Annotated in this window: 12 protein-coding genes; 7 read left to right on the top strand and 5 right to left on the bottom strand. The window is 69.7% G+C overall.

Annotation, left to right across the window (positions count from 1 at the left end; genetic code table 11):
• Window positions 1–161 precede the first annotated feature (161 nt).
• From rimI to HB681_RS34585, 4 genes are all read right to left on the bottom strand, one after another.
• A complete protein-coding gene (gene rimI, locus HB681_RS34600) occupies window positions 162–752 on the bottom strand; it encodes a ribosomal protein S18-alanine N-acetyltransferase (RefSeq protein ID WP_213959417.1) in 591 nt (196 codons plus the stop codon).
• Between the two features lie 5 nt (window positions 753–757).
• A complete protein-coding gene (gene tsaB / locus HB681_RS34595) occupies window positions 758–1,444 on the bottom strand; it encodes a tRNA (adenosine(37)-N6)-threonylcarbamoyltransferase complex dimerization subunit type 1 TsaB (protein WP_213959416.1) in 687 nt (228 codons plus the stop codon).
• A complete protein-coding gene (locus tag HB681_RS34590) occupies window positions 1,437–2,453 on the bottom strand; it encodes a DMT family transporter (RefSeq protein WP_213959415.1) in 1,017 nt (338 codons plus the stop codon). Before HB681_RS34590 ends, tsaB begins: the two co-directional genes overlap by 8 nt.
• A gap of 71 nt (window positions 2,454–2,524) precedes the next feature.
• Window positions 2,525–3,292: a DeoR/GlpR family DNA-binding transcription regulator gene (locus HB681_RS34585; RefSeq protein ID WP_213959414.1), complete on the bottom strand. Its 768-nt coding sequence runs from the start codon at window positions 3,290–3,292 to the stop codon at window positions 2,525–2,527.
• An 80-nt stretch (window positions 3,293–3,372) separates the two neighbouring features.
• On the opposite strand from HB681_RS34585, the gene HB681_RS34580 reads away from it, so the two are divergent.
• From HB681_RS34580 to HB681_RS34550, 7 genes are all read left to right on the top strand, one after another.
• Window positions 3,373–3,954 carry a GDP-mannose pyrophosphatase gene (locus HB681_RS34580; protein WP_213959413.1) on the top strand — a complete coding sequence of 194 codons (582 nt, stop codon included), beginning with the start codon at window positions 3,373–3,375 and terminating at the stop codon, window positions 3,952–3,954.
• Window positions 3,955–4,037: 83 nt separating this feature from the next.
• A complete protein-coding gene (locus tag HB681_RS34575) occupies window positions 4,038–4,424 on the top strand; it encodes a hypothetical protein (RefSeq protein ID WP_213959412.1) in 387 nt (128 codons plus the stop codon).
• Between the two features lie 77 nt (window positions 4,425–4,501).
• Window positions 4,502–5,743, top strand: a complete 1,242-nt coding sequence (locus HB681_RS34570; RefSeq protein WP_213959411.1) for a TolC family protein — start codon at window positions 4,502–4,504, stop codon at window positions 5,741–5,743.
• The gene (locus HB681_RS34565) at window positions 5,740–7,047 is read left to right on the top strand and encodes an efflux RND transporter periplasmic adaptor subunit (protein WP_213959410.1); all 1,308 of its coding nucleotides are present in this window, start codon (window positions 5,740–5,742) and stop codon (window positions 7,045–7,047) included. The genes HB681_RS34570 and HB681_RS34565 overlap by 4 nt, the downstream gene beginning before the upstream one ends.
• The gene (locus HB681_RS34560; RefSeq protein WP_213959409.1) at window positions 7,044–10,274 is read left to right on the top strand and encodes an efflux RND transporter permease subunit; all 3,231 of its coding nucleotides are present in this window, start codon (window positions 7,044–7,046) and stop codon (window positions 10,272–10,274) included. The genes HB681_RS34565 and HB681_RS34560 overlap by 4 nt, the downstream gene beginning before the upstream one ends.
• 7 nt (window positions 10,275–10,281) lie before the next feature.
• A complete protein-coding gene (gene dacB, locus HB681_RS34555) occupies window positions 10,282–11,691 on the top strand; it encodes a D-alanyl-D-alanine carboxypeptidase/D-alanyl-D-alanine-endopeptidase (RefSeq protein WP_213959408.1) in 1,410 nt (469 codons plus the stop codon).
• Between the two features lie 110 nt (window positions 11,692–11,801).
• Window positions 11,802–13,199 carry a lipase family protein gene (locus tag HB681_RS34550; protein ID WP_213959407.1) on the top strand — a complete coding sequence of 466 codons (1,398 nt, stop codon included), beginning with the start codon at window positions 11,802–11,804 and terminating at the stop codon, window positions 13,197–13,199.
• Window positions 13,200–13,319: 120 nt separating this feature from the next.
• Here the strand turns inward: HB681_RS34550 and HB681_RS34545 are convergent, their stop codons facing one another.
• Window positions 13,320–14,324, bottom strand: coding sequence for an L-threonylcarbamoyladenylate synthase (locus tag HB681_RS34545; RefSeq protein WP_213959406.1), 1,005 nt, complete (start codon window positions 14,322–14,324; stop codon window positions 13,320–13,322).
• Between the last annotated feature and the right edge of the window lie 7 nt (window positions 14,325–14,331).

Raw genomic sequence — 14,331 nt, 5'->3', positions numbered from 1 at the left:
TTCTGGCCGTCCATCACCCGCTGCCGGCTCGTCGGGCGCAGTCCCCGTCTCGCGGGCATCGCGCAACAACAGCTCCGCCACCACAGGTTCGGCTGGCCACCAGACCTTGACGCCCATCTCCTCCAGCATCGCGCGTTGCCGCGCATCCAGTGCGAGCGCGCTCATTTCAACTGGCCCCAGGCGCTGGCCGATTCATTGAGCAGGAGGCTCATGACGATCGCGTCCTCGCGCTGGTTCTGCAGCGCCGGGTAATAGCCCTTGCGCACGCCCACGCGGCGGAAGCCGCCCCGCTCGTAGACGGCAATGGCGCGCGCGTTGGAGGCACGCACTTCGAGCCAGAGCCATTGCGCGCCTTGCCCGCGCGACCATCCGGCCAGGGTTTCGAGCAGCATCGGCGCCCAGCCCTGGCGCTGGAACGCGGAGGCCACGGTGAGATTGAGCAGGTGCACCTCGTCCACGCCCTTCATGGCGACGAAGTAGCCGATGAGTTCGATCGGCTCTCGCCCCGCAGGGTCCGCGGCGCTGCGCCGGGTCGCACGATTCCCGGCAGACGCCGGCACCGATCCATCGACGCCGGGCGAGGGGCCCACCAGCAGCTGGCAGTGGTAGCCCGCATGCAGCGAGTCGATGAAGTTGGCCCGCGTCCAGGGATGCGTGTAGGCGACGTTCTCGACGGCGCAGACCTGGTCGAGCCGCTCGATAACGAGCGGCTCCAGGCGTGCTTGCAACGGTGGCTGCGGTACGGCGCTCATCGATTTCAGCTGGTGGTGGCGTTGCGGATGCGCATGCGCTCTTCGGTGGTCTGCGCGACTTTATCGCGGACGTAGAGCGGCCAGGCGTCGGCCGGCGCCACCAGACGGCCGGCCGCAATCATCGAAGGGGCGAGCCGCAACAGGGCGGACGCGGTGGGCAGCACCTCGAGACGCGCGGCGGCAGACGGCAGGCGGTCGCCGTACGCCCCGAATGCATTGCCCGCCAATGCCCAACCCTCGGGCACATGCACTTCCTCCGGCGCCAGCAGGCGCGGCTCGCTGCCGGCGCACGCGTCCGCGTCGAAGTCGTATTCCGCCGCATAGACTTGGTCCATGCGCGCGTCCAGCAGCGCCACCACCCGCCGCACGCCAGACCGCTCGCGCGCTTCCTCGGCCACGGCGTGCAGGGTGTCGATCGGCAGCAGGCGCACGCCCGCGCCAAAGCCCAGGCCCTGCGCCACCGAACACGCCGTGCGCAGCCCGGTGAAGGAACCCGGCCCGCGGCCGAAGGCGATGGCGTCCAGCGCCTGCAGCGTCAGCCCGGCGTCGGCCAGCAGCTGCTGGATCAGCGGGATCAGCGTGGTGGACGACTGCGCGCCACCGGCGCCGGTATGGACGAACAGCGCATCGCCATTGCGTACGGCCACCGAGAGGTGCTCGGTGCTGGTGTCGAAGGCGAGCAGCTTAGGCATCGGCTTTCCTCGCGGCAGGCACCAGGAGCGTGGCGGTTGCCGGCGCGCCCGGCCGCGCCCGCTGCACGCCGAACAGGATGCCGCCCGTCACCAGCAGCAGCCCGGCCAGCAGGCTCCAGTGCAATGGCTCGCCCAGCAGGGCCACGGCGGCAAAGGCCGACAAACCCGGCACCAGCGCCGTGATCATGGTGGAGCGCACCGGCCCGAAGTACTGGATCATCTTGGTGAAGGTGATGCCCGAGATCACCACCGAGCCGATCCCCTGGAACAGCATCTGGAAGGCGATTTCGCCCACCGGCGCGCTGCCGAGATGGCTGCTGACCCAGCCGGCCGTCGCCAGCAACGCGTACACCGGCACGAAGGTCAGCGTCGCGAACACCGTGATCGCGATGGTGGCGCGCACCGCATCGAGTCCCTCGCGGCGCGCCAGGATGCTGTAGCAGGCCCAGCAGAAGGCGGCGCTCATGAAGAGCAGGTCGCCCTTCCAGACATCGCCGCCCTCGAATGAATGCAGCAGGCTGCTGCCGCCCACCAGCAGGTCCCCGACCACGATCAGCGCCAGCCCGGCCGCGCGCAGCGGCGTGATCCGATCGCGCAGCACCACGGCGGCCAGCACCGCGGTCCAGAGAGGAAGGCTGCCGGGCAACAGCACCGAGGCATGCGCCGCAGGCGCGTAGAAGAAGCCGGAATACGCCAGCAGCGCATAGCCCAGTCCGCCGAACACGCCGCCCACCGCCGTCACCCGCAGGCCCAGCGGCGACAGGCCGAACAGCGAGCTGACCACCGGCGCCCCACCCGCCTCGCGCCGCGCCTTGCGGACCAGCCACGCACCCCAGGGCATCAGCACCAGGCTGGCGCCGCACATGCGCGCGACGGCGATGTCGAAGGGCGTCAGCGAGCGTGCGGCCGAGGCCCGGGCGATGACGATGAAGGCGGTCCAGACGAGCACCGTGATCACGGCCGCGCCGATGCCGATGGTGCGCGGGGAGAGGCGGGGAGCGGCGGGCATCGGGGGATTATCGAGGGCCGGCCGCCAACCCCTGCGGGCGGGGGCCAATGCGCCGCAAGTGCTGGCACCGGTCACGCCGCGGGATCGGCCTGCACGATCCGCGCCCCGGCCTTGCGCAAGGCGGCCAGCGCCTTTGCCGGCGCCGTGGGCGCCACCAGCAGCGTGACGCCCGGGCCCAGCGGGTTGATCACGCAGGCCGAAGCGGCGCCGATCTTTTCCGGGGACGCCAGCACCACCGTCTCGGCCGACGCCGCCATGAGCGCACGCTTGATGTGCGCCTCCTCCAGGTCGGCCGTGGTCAGGCCGGCCTGCGCGTGCACGCCGGTCACGCCCATGAAGAAGGTGTCGGCACGGACCTGCGCGATCGTCTGCAACGCCGCCGCGCCGACGGCGACCACCGAATGCTTGAACAGACGCCCGCCCACCAGCACCACCTCGACACCCGCATGCCCGGCCAGCTCGACGGCCACCGAGGGGCTGTGCGTGACCACCGTGGCACGCAGCGACGCCGGCAGATGCCGCGCCATCTGCACGGCCGTCGTGCCGCCGTCGATGAACACCACCTGCCCTGGCAGCACCATGTGTGCCGCGGCGCGGCCGATCAGGCGCTTGTCGGCCGTGGCCAGTTTTTCCCGGCCGGCGAAGTCGGCCTCGGCCGGCGCGAGCGGCAGCGCGCCGCCGTGCACGCGCTGCAGCAGGCCCTCGGCTGCCAGTTCGCGCAGGTCGCGCCGGATCGTGTCTTCCGACAGGCCCAGTTCCTCGCTGAGCGAGCGGGCGATGACCTGCCCGTCGCGCCGCAGCGCGCCGAGGATGTGTTGCTTGCGTTGGCGGGTGAGCATGACGCGATGCTAAGCGAATCCTGCACGAATCTGCACGTTTTATCTTGAACCTGCACGACTTTGCCCCTACGATGGCCGCCATGAACCTGCATGAACGCGTCCGGGTGCGCGAAGTCACCCTGCTCTCCGACAACTGGTACGTACTGAAGAAGACCGCCTTCGACTGGCGCCGCAACGACGGCCAGTGGCAGTCCATGGAGCGCGAGACCTACGACCGCGGCAACGGCGCCACGCTGCTGCCCTACGACATAGCGCGCCGCACCGTGCTGCTGACGCGGCAGTTCCGCTACCCGGCCTTCGTCAATGGTCATGGCGACCTGCTCATCGAGGCGGCTGCCGGGCTGCTCGACGATGCCGCGCCCGAGGAGCGCATCCGCGCCGAGGTCGAGGAAGAACTCGGCTACCGCATGGGCCATGTGCAGAAGGTCTTCGAATGCTTCATGAGCCCCGGCTCGGTCACTGAAAAGCTGCACTTCTTCGTCGCGCCATACGATGCCACGATGCGCATCGGCGACGGCGGCGGGCTGGCCCATGAAGGCGAAGACATAGAGGTGCTGGAACTGGGCATCGACGAAGCGCTCGCCATGGTGGCGGACGGCCGCATCGTCGACGGCAAGACCGTAACGCTGCTTTATCACGCCCGCCTGCATCTGTTCGCATAGGACCGGCAGCAAGTCACGTGGCGGCGAACGGGTATCGCCGCCGTGTGACGTCGTCCAGGCGTCCATCGCTACACTCCGCCCACATGTTCCGCCTCCGGTCCGCCCATCGCTGCTTCACCGCCTTCGTGGTGATGCTGTCGCTGTTGTTCTCGCAACTGGCGCTGGCCGGCTATTCGTGCCCCGCCATGGCCGCGCCCGAGTCGATGGCAGAGCGCATGGCCCGGGGCGAGCCGTGCGAGGGCAGCGACGAGGCGCAGCCGGTGCTGTGCCATCAGCATGCCGTCAACGCGTCGCAGTCGTTCGAGCCGGCCAAGCCGGTCACGCCCTCGCTGCCGATCGTGGTCCAGGTGCTTCCGGCGCCAACGCTGGCGCCGATGGCCGAAGGCCCGAGCCTGCCATTGGCCAACGAGCCCGATCAGCGACCTCCGCCTGATCCCGTTTTTCTCGCGACCCGCAGACTCCGCGTTTGACATCTCCGTCGACCTGACCGGTGCTGGTGCGGCCTGGCCGCTTGCCAGCCATCGCCTCGTTCGTTTGCGGAGATCCCATGTCCTTTCCCCTGATACGTTCGGCCTTGCTGGCCGTGGCGCTGCTGCCCTGCCTTGCCAGTGCAGCAGCAACCCTTTCCCTGGAGGCCGCGCTGCAGCTCGCGGTCCAGCGCTCCGACGCCGCGCGCGCGTCGCGTGCCGGCATCCTGGGCGCGACCGAGAGCGCACGCGCCGCTGGCCAGTTGCCTGATCCGACGCTGCGTGTCGGCATCGACAACCTGCCCGTCACCGGGCCTGACCGCTTCAGCACCACGCGCGAGCCGATGACGATGAAGCGTGTCGGCATCAGCCAGGAGTGGCTGTCGACGGACAAGCGCAACGCACGCCAGGCCGCGGCGGACGCCACGGTCGAGCGCGAGACCGTGCAGGCGCGCGCGGCCATCGCCGACATTCGCCTGCAGACGACGCTCGCCTATGTCGATGCCTTCTACGCCGCCGAGACCTCGAAGCTCGCGACCGCGATGGAACACCATGCGCGGGAGGAGTTCGAGGCCGCGCGCGCCCGGCTCGCTGCCGCGGCGGTGGGCAGCCAGGAAGTTCTTGCACTCGGCGTCGCCAGGGGCACGGCCGAGGACGAGGCCAGCGACGCGCTGCAGCAGCAGGACGCCGCCCGGCTCGCACTGCAGCGCTGGGTCGGCGTGATGCCCGACGCGCTCGCGCCCCTGGCCGAAGTGCCGGTCCCCGGCGAAGACGCGTACGTGGCCGGCCATCCGACGGTCGCCGCGTTGCAGCGCGACCTGGAAGTGGCGAAGCGCGCCGCAGCCGTGGCAGCCAGCAACCGCTCGCCGAACTGGACATGGGAGGTGGGCTACGGCCAGCGCACCGGCTACTCGGACCTGGTGACCTTCGGCGTGAGCATCCCGATCCCGGTGGCGCCCGACGCGCGCCAGGACCGCGACACCGCGGCGCGGCTGGCCCTGGCCGACAAGGCCGAAGCAGACCTGGCCGAAGCCACGCGCGTGGCCACGACGCAATACCAGACGCTCCAGAGCGACGCCCGCCGACTGCGGGAACGCATCGAGCGCTACCGCGCCAGCGTGCTCGCGACCGCCGCGCAAAGAAGCTCTGCCGCGATGGCCGCCTACCGCTCCAACCAGGCGACATTGGCCACGCTGTTCGAGTCGCGCCATGCGGAAGCCGAGGCGCAACGCAAGCTGCTGGCGCTGCAGCGCGACCTGGCCAGGACGCTGGCCCAACTGGCCTTCCGTCCCATCGCCTTCGCTGACGAGGTGGCACCATGAAACGCACACATGTCGCAGCGTTGTCGCTGCTCGCTGCATTGCTGGTCGCGGGTGGCGCCTTTCATGCGGGTCGCACACTCGGCCACGCGTCCGGCGAGCACGCTGCGCACGCGCCGGCCATCGCAGCAGACGCGACCGGAAACGCGACCGGAAGCGCGGCAGGGGACACGGGTGCAAACACGGCCGCACAAACTGCCGGTAGCACGCCCGAAAGAAAGATCCTCTACTGGCACGACCCCATGGTCCCCGGCACGCGCTTCGACAAGCCCGGAAAGTCGCCCTTCATGGACATGCAGCTCGTCCCGGTGTATGCCGACGCCGACAGCACAAGCGGCACGAAGATCGACCCCGCCGTGCAGCAGAACCTCGGCATCCGCCATGCCACGGTGCGACGTATCGAGTCGAGTACATCGATCGACGCCATCGGCTCGGTGCAGTTCGACGAACGGCTCGGCGTGGCGGTGCAGACCCGTGTCGCCGGCTATGTCGAGCATCTCGCGGTGCGCGCGCCGATGGAGCAGGTTCGCAAGGGCCAGCCCTTGGCGACGGTCTTCGCGCCGGAATGGCTGGCGCCTCAGAACGAGTGGCTGGCCTTGCAGCGCTCGGGTGTTTCGCAGGATTTCATCGCGGCGGCGCGCGAGCGCATGCGGGCGATGTCCATTCCCGCGGACCTCATCCGCCAGAGCGAGAAGCTTGGCACCGCGCAAGCCCGTTTCACCTTGACCGCGCCTTCCAGCGGCGTCGTCACCGAACTGGGCGTGCGCGAAGGCGTGGCCGTCACGCCCGGCATGACGCTGTTCCGCATCGGCGGCCTCGACAAGGTCTGGGCCGTTGCCGAGATTCCCGAAGCGCAGGCGATGCGCATCCGCGTCGGGCAAAAGGCCAGGGCGATCTTGCAGTCCGATGCCACGCAGTCCTTCGACGGCGAGTTGACCGAGATCCTGCCGCAGATCGATGCCGCCACGCGCACCCTGAAGGCGCGCTTCACGGTCGACAACGCGCAACGCAGGCTCGTGCCGGGCATGCTGTTGCGTTTGCAGGTGGCAGGGCCGACGACCACGCGCCTGGTCGTCTCGTCGGAGGCCGTCATCCGCACCGGGCGGCGCGCGGTCGTGATCGTGCGCAAGGACACGGGCGCCTTCGAGCCGCGCGATGTGACCCTCGGCGCGGACCTCGGCGATGACATCGAGATCGTCCAGGGGCTGGCCGAGGGCGAGCAGGTCGTGGCGAGCGGCCAGTTCCTCATCGACTCGGAAGCGCGCTTGCGCACCGTGTTCGGCAACATGGCCCCGCAAAAGCCATGATCGCGTCGCTGATCCGCTGGGCCATCGGCAACCGGCTGCTGGTGCTGATGGCGACGCTGCTGCTCGTCGCGGCCGGGCTCTGGTCGGTCTTGCGGACACCGCTCGACGCCCTGCCGGACCTGTCGGACACGCAGGTCATCATCCGCACGCCCTGGCCCGGCAAGGCGCCGCAGGTGGTCGAGGACCTGGTCACCTATCCAATGACCACCACCATGCTCGGCGTGCCCGGCGCGAAGACGGTGCGCGGCTACTCCTTCTTCGGCGACTCGTTCGTCTACGTATTGTTCGACGACAAGACCGATCGGTACTGGGCCAGGTCGCGGGTCGTCGAGTACCTCGACCAGGTGCAGGCCCGGTTGCCCGCCGGCGCCAGGGCCACGCTGGGGCCCGACGCGACGGGCGTGGGCTGGATCTACGAGTACGCGCTGGTCGATCGCACTGGCGCCCACGATCTCGGGCAACTGCGCGCACTGAACGACTGGTTCCTCAGGTTCGAACTGAAGACCGTGCCCGACGTGGCCGAGGTCGCCAGCATCGGCGGCATGGTGCGGCAGTACCAAGTGGTGCTGGACCCCGACCGCATGCGCTCGCTCGGCATCACGCAGGCGGTGGTGGTCGATGCGCTGCAGAAGGCCAACCAGGCCAGCGGCGGTTCGGTGGTCGAGATGGCCGAGGCCGAATACATGGTGCGTTCGCGCGGCTACCTTCAGTCGCTCGATGACTTCAGGACCATTCCGCTGGCGCTGTCCGGCGCCACGCCGGTGCTGCTGCGCGACGTGGCCACCGTGCAGATCGGGCCCGAGATGCGCCGCGGCATCGCCGAGCTGGACGGGCAGGGCGAAGTCGCGGGCGGCGTGGTGGTCATGCGCTCCGGCAAGAACGCCCGCACGACCATCGCGGCGGTCAAGGCCCGGCTGGAATCGCTGAAGCCGGGCCTGCCGGCGGGCGTCGAGATCGTGCCGGTCTACGACCGCTCGCTGCTCATCGATCGCGCCGTCGACAACCTGCGCGACAAGCTGGTCGAAGAATTCATCGTGGTCGCGCTGGTGTGCGCGGTGTTCCTGTTCCACCTGCGCTCTGCCCTGGTGGCCGTGGTGGCATTGCCGGTCGGCGTGCTGGCGGCGTTCATCGTCATGCACTGGCAGGGTGTCAACGCCAACATCATGTCGCTGGGCGGCATCGCGATCGCCATCGGCGCGATGGTCGACGGCGCCATCGTGATGGTGGAAAACCTGCACAGGCACATCGAGGCCTTCGAGACCCGACAGGGGCGACGGCCGGACTCGCCTGAACGCTGGCGGTTGGTCGCCGATGCTTCGGTGGAGGTCGGGCCTGCGCTGTTCTTCTCGCTGCTGGTGATCACGCTGAGCTTCGTGCCGGTGTTCTCGCTGGAGGCCCAGGAGGGGCGCCTCTTCTCGCCGCTGGCGTTCACCAAGACGTATGCGATGGCGGCTGCGGCCGGTTTGTCGGTGACCTTGCTCCCGGTGCTGATGGGCTACCTGGTGCGTGGCCGCATACCGCACGAAGCGGCCAATCCGGTGAACCGTTTTCTCATGGCGATCTACCGGCCCGCCCTCGAAGAGGTGCTGCGCTTTCCGAAGGCCACGCTGGCCGTCCCCGCGATCCTGCTGGCCTTGACCATCGTGCCGCTGCTGCGGCTGGGCGGCGAATTCATGCCGCCGCTCGACGAGGGCGACCTGCTGTACATGCCGTCGGCCCAGCCCGGACTGTCGGTGTCGAAGGCCGCTGAACTGCTGCAGCAGACCGACCGCCTCATCAAGACCGTCCCGGAAGTGGCACGCGTCTTCGGCAAGGCCGGCCGCGCCGACACCGCCACCGACCCGGCGCCGCTGGAGATGTTCGAGACCACGATCCAGTTCAAGCCGCGCGACCAGTGGCGCGCCGGCGTGACGGCCGACAAGCTGGTCGCGGAGCTGGACCGCACCGTGCAAGTGCCGGGCTTGTCCAACGTCTGGGTGCCGCCGATCCGCAACCGCATCGACATGCTGGCCACCGGCATCAAGAGCCCCGTCGGCGTCAAGGTCGCGGGCGCGCACCTGGCCACCATCGATGCGCTGACCGCGCAGATCGAAGCGGCGGTGAGGAACGTGCCCGGCGTGTCGTCCGCGCTGGCCGAGCGCCTCACCGGCGGGCGCTATGTCGATGTCGACGTGGACCGCGCTGCGGCGGCGCGCTACGGGCTGTCGGTGGCCGACGTGCAGGCCGTGGTGTCCACCGCGATCGGCGGCGACAACGTCGGCGAGGTGATCCAGGGGCGAGAGCGCTACCCCATCAACGTGCGCTATCCGCGCGAAATCCGCGACTCGCTGGAACGCCTGCGCACCTTGCCCTTCGTCACCGACAAGGGCGCGCAACTGCTGCTGCAGGACGTGGCCAGGATCCGCATCGAGGACGGCCCGCCCATGCTGCGCAGCGAGAACGCGCGGCTGTCCGGCTGGGTGTATGTCGATGTGCGCGACCGCGACCTGCGCTCCGCCGTGAACGACATGCAGGCGGCCGTCGCCAAGTCGGTGAAGCTGCCGGCGGGCTATGCGGTGTCCTGGTCCGGCCAGTTCGAATACCTGGAGCGTGCGACCGAGCGACTGAAGCTGGCGGTGCCGGCGACCCTGGCTGTGATCTTCCTGTTGCTGTACCTGCTGTTCAGGTCGTTCGGCGATGCGGTGCTGGTGATGGCCGCCGTGCCGTTCTCCCTCATCGGCGGCCTGTGGCTGGTGTGGGCGCTCGGGCATGCCGTCTCGGTGGCTACTGCCGTGGGCTTCATCGCGCTGGCCGGCGTGGCGGCCGAGTTCGGCGTGGTCATGCTGGTCTACCTGCAGAACGCGCTGGCGCGGCGCCTTGCGGCCGGCGAGTCCCTGACTGAGCAGACCCTGCTCGCCGCCATCCGCGAAGGCGCCGTGCTGCGCGTGCGGCCCAAGGCCATGACCGTGGCCGTCGTGATGGCCGGCCTGCTGCCCATCCTGTGGGGCAGCGGCACCGGATCGGAGGTGATGACCCGCATCGCCGCGCCCATGGTCGGCGGCATGCTGAGCGCGCCGCTGCTGAGCATGCTGGTGATGCCGGCCGCATGGTATTTGCTACGTCGGCGGGGCATTTCCGGGGCGGGGACGGAGCCGGGCGTCGATGCCCGTGCCAATACACGTCCCGATGCCGATGCCGATGGCGATCCCGCTGCGGATGCAGTTGCCGGCACCGCCCGGCCGGGATAATCCATCGATGCGATTCGCCCCCCTCGTTTCCCTTGCCGTTGCCGCGCTGTTCAGCATCGGCGCCGCCGCCCAGCAAAGCCTGCCGCCTGAAGTCGACGCGGCGCTGGCGCGCGCCAAGGTGCCGCGCGATGCCGTGACGATGCTGGTGATCGATGCCGAAGGCGGCAAGCCGCCCCGGCTCGCCTGGCGTTCGCAAGCGCCGGTGAACCCCGCATCGGTCATGAAGCTGGTCACCACCTATGCCGGGCTCGACCTGCTCGGCCCCGCCTACACCTGGACCACGCCCGTGTACATCGACGGCCCGGTGAGCAACGGCGTTCTCAACGGCAACCTCTACATCAAGGGGCAAGGCGATCCGAAGCTGGTGGTCGAGCGGCTCTGGCTGCTGATGCGCCGCGTGCAGGGACTCGGTATCCATAGCGTGACCGGCGACATCGTGATCGACCGCAGCGCCTTCGAGAACCAGAGCGAGCCCGACCCCGCCGCCTTCGACGGCGAGCCGCTGCGGCCCTACAACGCATCGCCGGACGCGCTGCTGATCAACTTCAAGTCGGTGGTGATGACCTTCGCGCCCGACCGGCAGGCCCAGGTCGCGCAGGTCAACTTCGAGCCCTCGCTCGCGGGCGTCGCGATGCAGTCGACGGTGCCCCTGTCGAACGAAGGATGCGGCGACTACCGCACCAGCCTTCGCGCCGATTTCAGCGACCCGACGCGCATCCGCTTCGGCGGCAGTTTTGCGGCGGCCTGCGGCGAGAAGACCTGGGCCGTCGCCTATGCCGATCCACGCAGCTATGCGGTGCGCGCGGTCGGCGGCATGTGGAACGACATGGGCAACCAGCTCAAGGGCCAGGTGCGCGAAGGCCGCGTGCCGGCCGGGCTCAAGCCGGCTTTCGAGGCTGTCTCGCCCCCGCTGGCCGAGGTGATCCGCGACATCAACAAGTACAGCAACAACGTGATGGCGCAGCAGTTGTTCCTCACCCTCGGGCTGCAGCAGAAGAACCGCGGCACGCTCGACGGCGCGCGCACCGCCGTGCGCCAGTGGTGGAACGACCGCATCGGCACCGGCGAAGGCCAGCCGATGCTCGACAACGGCTCCGGCCTGTCGCGCGAGGAGCGCATCACCGCGGCGGCGCTGGCCAGGATGCTGCAGCATGCATGGCGCTCGCCGGTGATGCCCGAGCTGATGTCCTCACTGCCCGCCAGTGGCGTGGACGGCACGTTGAAGCAGCGCACCCTGCGCTCCGGCGGCACCGCGCACCTCAAGACCGGGTCGCTGCGCGACGTGGCCGGGGTGGCAGGCTATGTCGATGGCGAAAGCGGCCGCCGCTACGTGCTGGTGGCCATCGCCAACCATGCCAATGCCGCCGCCGCGCGCCCGGCCTTCGATGCGCTGGTGGACTGGGCCACGCAAGACTGAACCGCTTTCGAAGCGGCCCCCCGTTTCAATCTCCTCGGGTAGTTCTTTTGGCGTAGGTGATGGGCTAGGATGGCCAGCGTCTTCGTTCAAAACAACATTCAGGGAAACAAATGAAACACTTCCAGATGTGGAGCGTGGCGGCTGCGGCCGCCGTCTTGACGGCATGCGGCGGGGGAGGCGGCGGCAACGCGTTCCTGCCGATCGTCGCGCCCACCGCCACCGCGCCGGCGGCAACCACCCCCGAGACTCCCGCGCCAAGCTCCCTGCGTGAACCCGCCATGGTGGCGACCACGTTCACCGCCGCCCAGATCAACGGCGCCACCAGTGCCAGCGGCTTGCAGGCCCTCAGCGGCAAGGCCAAGTGCGACGTCAAGCTCGTGCCGATCCACTACAACACCATCGGCGTCAAGGGCGAGCCGGCCAATGCATCGGGCGTGCTGCTGTTGCCGGCCGGGGCTTGCGCCAGCACCGCCGCGCCGCTGCTGGCCTATGCCCGGGGCACCGAAGTGTCGAAATCGCGCACCATGGCCAATCCGCAGGACGGTGAGACGCAATTGCTCCTGGCCATGTTCGCGGCGCAGGGCTACGCGGTGGTGGCCACCGACTACCTCGGCTATGCCAGGTCGACCTACGCATTCCACCCTTACCTGCATGCCGACTCGGAAGCCAGCGCAGTGGTGGACTCCTTGCGCGCCGCGCGCCTGGCGGCGACCAGTCAGGGAGCGCTGCTGTCGGGCAAGGTGATGTTCACCGGCTACTCGCAGGGCGGCCACTCGTCGATGTCCGCGCACCGGGCCGCCGAACGCGACAACGCCGCCGAGTTCAACGTCGTGGCGGCCGCCCACCTGGCCGGCCCCTACTACCTGTCGAACACGCTCAGGTCCACCGACGCCATCGCCGGCTACCAGATCTTCGTGCCATTCCTCGTCAATTCGTACCAGAAGGTCTACGGTGACGTGTACGCGAACACCAGCGTGGTCTACCAGGACGCCTACACCAGCGCCGCCTATGACACGAAGTTCGGCAGCATCGCCGACCTGCTCCCCAGCCCGACCCTCAGCTACACGACGCTCGTGACCAGCGGCGCCGTGCCCGGCGCCAACGGGGAGACGCCGGCCCAGGCGCGCGATGCGCTGTTCCAGCCGGCTTTCATGTCCAGGGTACAGACAGACAAGACCAGCACGCTGTACCTGGCCGCGAAGAAGAACGACCTGCTTGGCTGGAGCCCCAAGGCCAGCACCCTGCTGTGCGGCGGCGCCGGCGACCCGACCGTGCCGCCGGCGGCGCACATGGTCCCGCTGATGGCGGACTTCCAGGCGCGCGGCGTGACGACGGTGACCAGCCTGGACGTGGACTCCCAGATCCAGGCCACCTACGGGCCGGGCGGCGCAGCGCCGACCGACCCGGCATCGCCCGACTTCGCCGCCTACTACGGCAAGTACCACGGCACCTACGAGCCGCCGTTCTGCCTCCTCGCCGCGCGCACGTTGTTCAACACGCTGAAGTAGCGGCGGGGCTGGAAGGCTTGGCAGGCCGCCGGGGCTGCGTATGGCGGCGCCGCGCGGCCGGCCGCCTTGACGCCCGAAACCGTGCAGGAAGCGAACGGCGGCGTTCGAACTACGGAGTCGTCAATCCGCCGCCGCGGCGCGCCGAAGCCGGTCGCGCACGCCTTCCCACTCGGGCGCATCGGGCGGCGTCTCGATCCAGATCAGGCGGGCGCCGCCCGCATCGAATTCGCGCAGCACTGCAAAGAGTTGCTGCGCCGCCGCCACCGCGTCATCCGGCATGCGCCGCTGCAGCACGCGCTGCGAGCGGCTCTTGACCAGGCTGCGCGACCACACCGCGATATGCGCTGCCTCGGCCCCGAGCACATCGAGCCCGGTCTGCAACGCGCGCGCGTCCATCAGGCGCACCTTGGCATGGGGCGCGTAGTGCGCTTCCAGCGTGCCGGAGGCGCGCGGGTCGGGCTGGGCCAGTTCGGCGGGATCGCGCACCCGCTCGCCGCAGGCGGCCTCGATCTGCGCGCGCGTGATGCCGCCGGGCCGCAGCAACACCGGCGCACCGCGGCTGCAATCGATGATGGTCGACTCGATGCCGACATGGCATGGGCCGCCGTCGATGACCATGAGGCCGTCGCCGAACTCATCGTGCACATGCGCCGCTGTGGTCGGGCTCACGCGGCCGAAGCGGTTGGCGCTCGGCCCGGCCAGGCCGGGAACGTCCTGCGCCAGGCAGGCCACCAGCAGCGCCTGTGCCACCGGATGCGCCGGGCAGCGCAGGCCGATGGTGTCCTGCCCGCCGGCCGCGGCCGCGCCCACGCCGGGCTGGCGCGAAACGATCAAGGTCAGCGGACCGGGCCAGAACGCCTTCTCCAGCAATTCGGCGAACGGCGGCAGCGGCTGCGCGAAACGCGCCACCGCCTCCGCGCCGGCGGCGCCGGCAGCCACATGCACGATCAACGGGTGGTCGCTCGGGCGCCCCTTGGCCGCAAAGATGCCTGCCACCGCCGCGTCGCTGGCGGCATCCGCCCCCAGGCCGTAGACCGTCTCGGTGGGAAAGGCAACCAGCCCACCGGCGCGCAACCGCGCCGCGGCCTGGTGGATGGCATCGGGCGAGTGGCCGTCGAGGATCATGGAATAC

The organism is Variovorax sp. dw_954 (assembly GCF_018449755.1).
GTDB lineage: Bacteria > Pseudomonadota > Gammaproteobacteria > Burkholderiales > Burkholderiaceae_C > Variovorax.
Note: the sequence above shows the minus strand (reverse complement) of the source record. Positions and strands in the feature narration are given on the sequence as shown.

Bases quoted from the DNA above. Each gene is read 5' to 3' on its own strand.
- tsaB (WP_213959416.1), bottom strand. From the start codon at position 1,444: ATGCCTAAGCTGCTCGCCTTCGACACCAGCACCGAGCACCTCTCGGTG.
- dacB (WP_213959408.1), top strand. From the start codon at position 10,282: ATGCGATTCGCCCCCCTCGTTTCCCTTGCCGTTGCCGCGCTGTTCAGC.
- HB681_RS34580 (WP_213959413.1), top strand. From the start codon at position 3,373: ATGAACCTGCATGAACGCGTCCGGGTGCGCGAAGTCACCCTGCTCTCC.
- HB681_RS34565 (WP_213959410.1), top strand. From the start codon at position 5,740: ATGAAACGCACACATGTCGCAGCGTTGTCGCTGCTCGCTGCATTGCTG.
- HB681_RS34585 (WP_213959414.1), bottom strand. From the start codon at position 3,292: ATGCTCACCCGCCAACGCAAGCAACACATCCTCGGCGCGCTGCGGCGC.
- HB681_RS34575 (WP_213959412.1), top strand. From the start codon at position 4,038: ATGTTCCGCCTCCGGTCCGCCCATCGCTGCTTCACCGCCTTCGTGGTG.
- HB681_RS34560 (WP_213959409.1), top strand. From the start codon at position 7,044: ATGATCGCGTCGCTGATCCGCTGGGCCATCGGCAACCGGCTGCTGGTG.
- HB681_RS34550 (WP_213959407.1), top strand. From the start codon at position 11,802: ATGAAACACTTCCAGATGTGGAGCGTGGCGGCTGCGGCCGCCGTCTTG.
- HB681_RS34545 (WP_213959406.1), bottom strand. From the start codon at position 14,324: ATGATCCTCGACGGCCACTCGCCCGATGCCATCCACCAGGCCGCGGCG.
- HB681_RS34570 (WP_213959411.1), top strand. From the start codon at position 4,502: ATGTCCTTTCCCCTGATACGTTCGGCCTTGCTGGCCGTGGCGCTGCTG.
- HB681_RS34590 (WP_213959415.1), bottom strand. From the start codon at position 2,453: ATGCCCGCCGCTCCCCGCCTCTCCCCGCGCACCATCGGCATCGGCGCG.
- rimI (WP_213959417.1), bottom strand. From the start codon at position 752: ATGAGCGCCGTACCGCAGCCACCGTTGCAAGCACGCCTGGAGCCGCTC.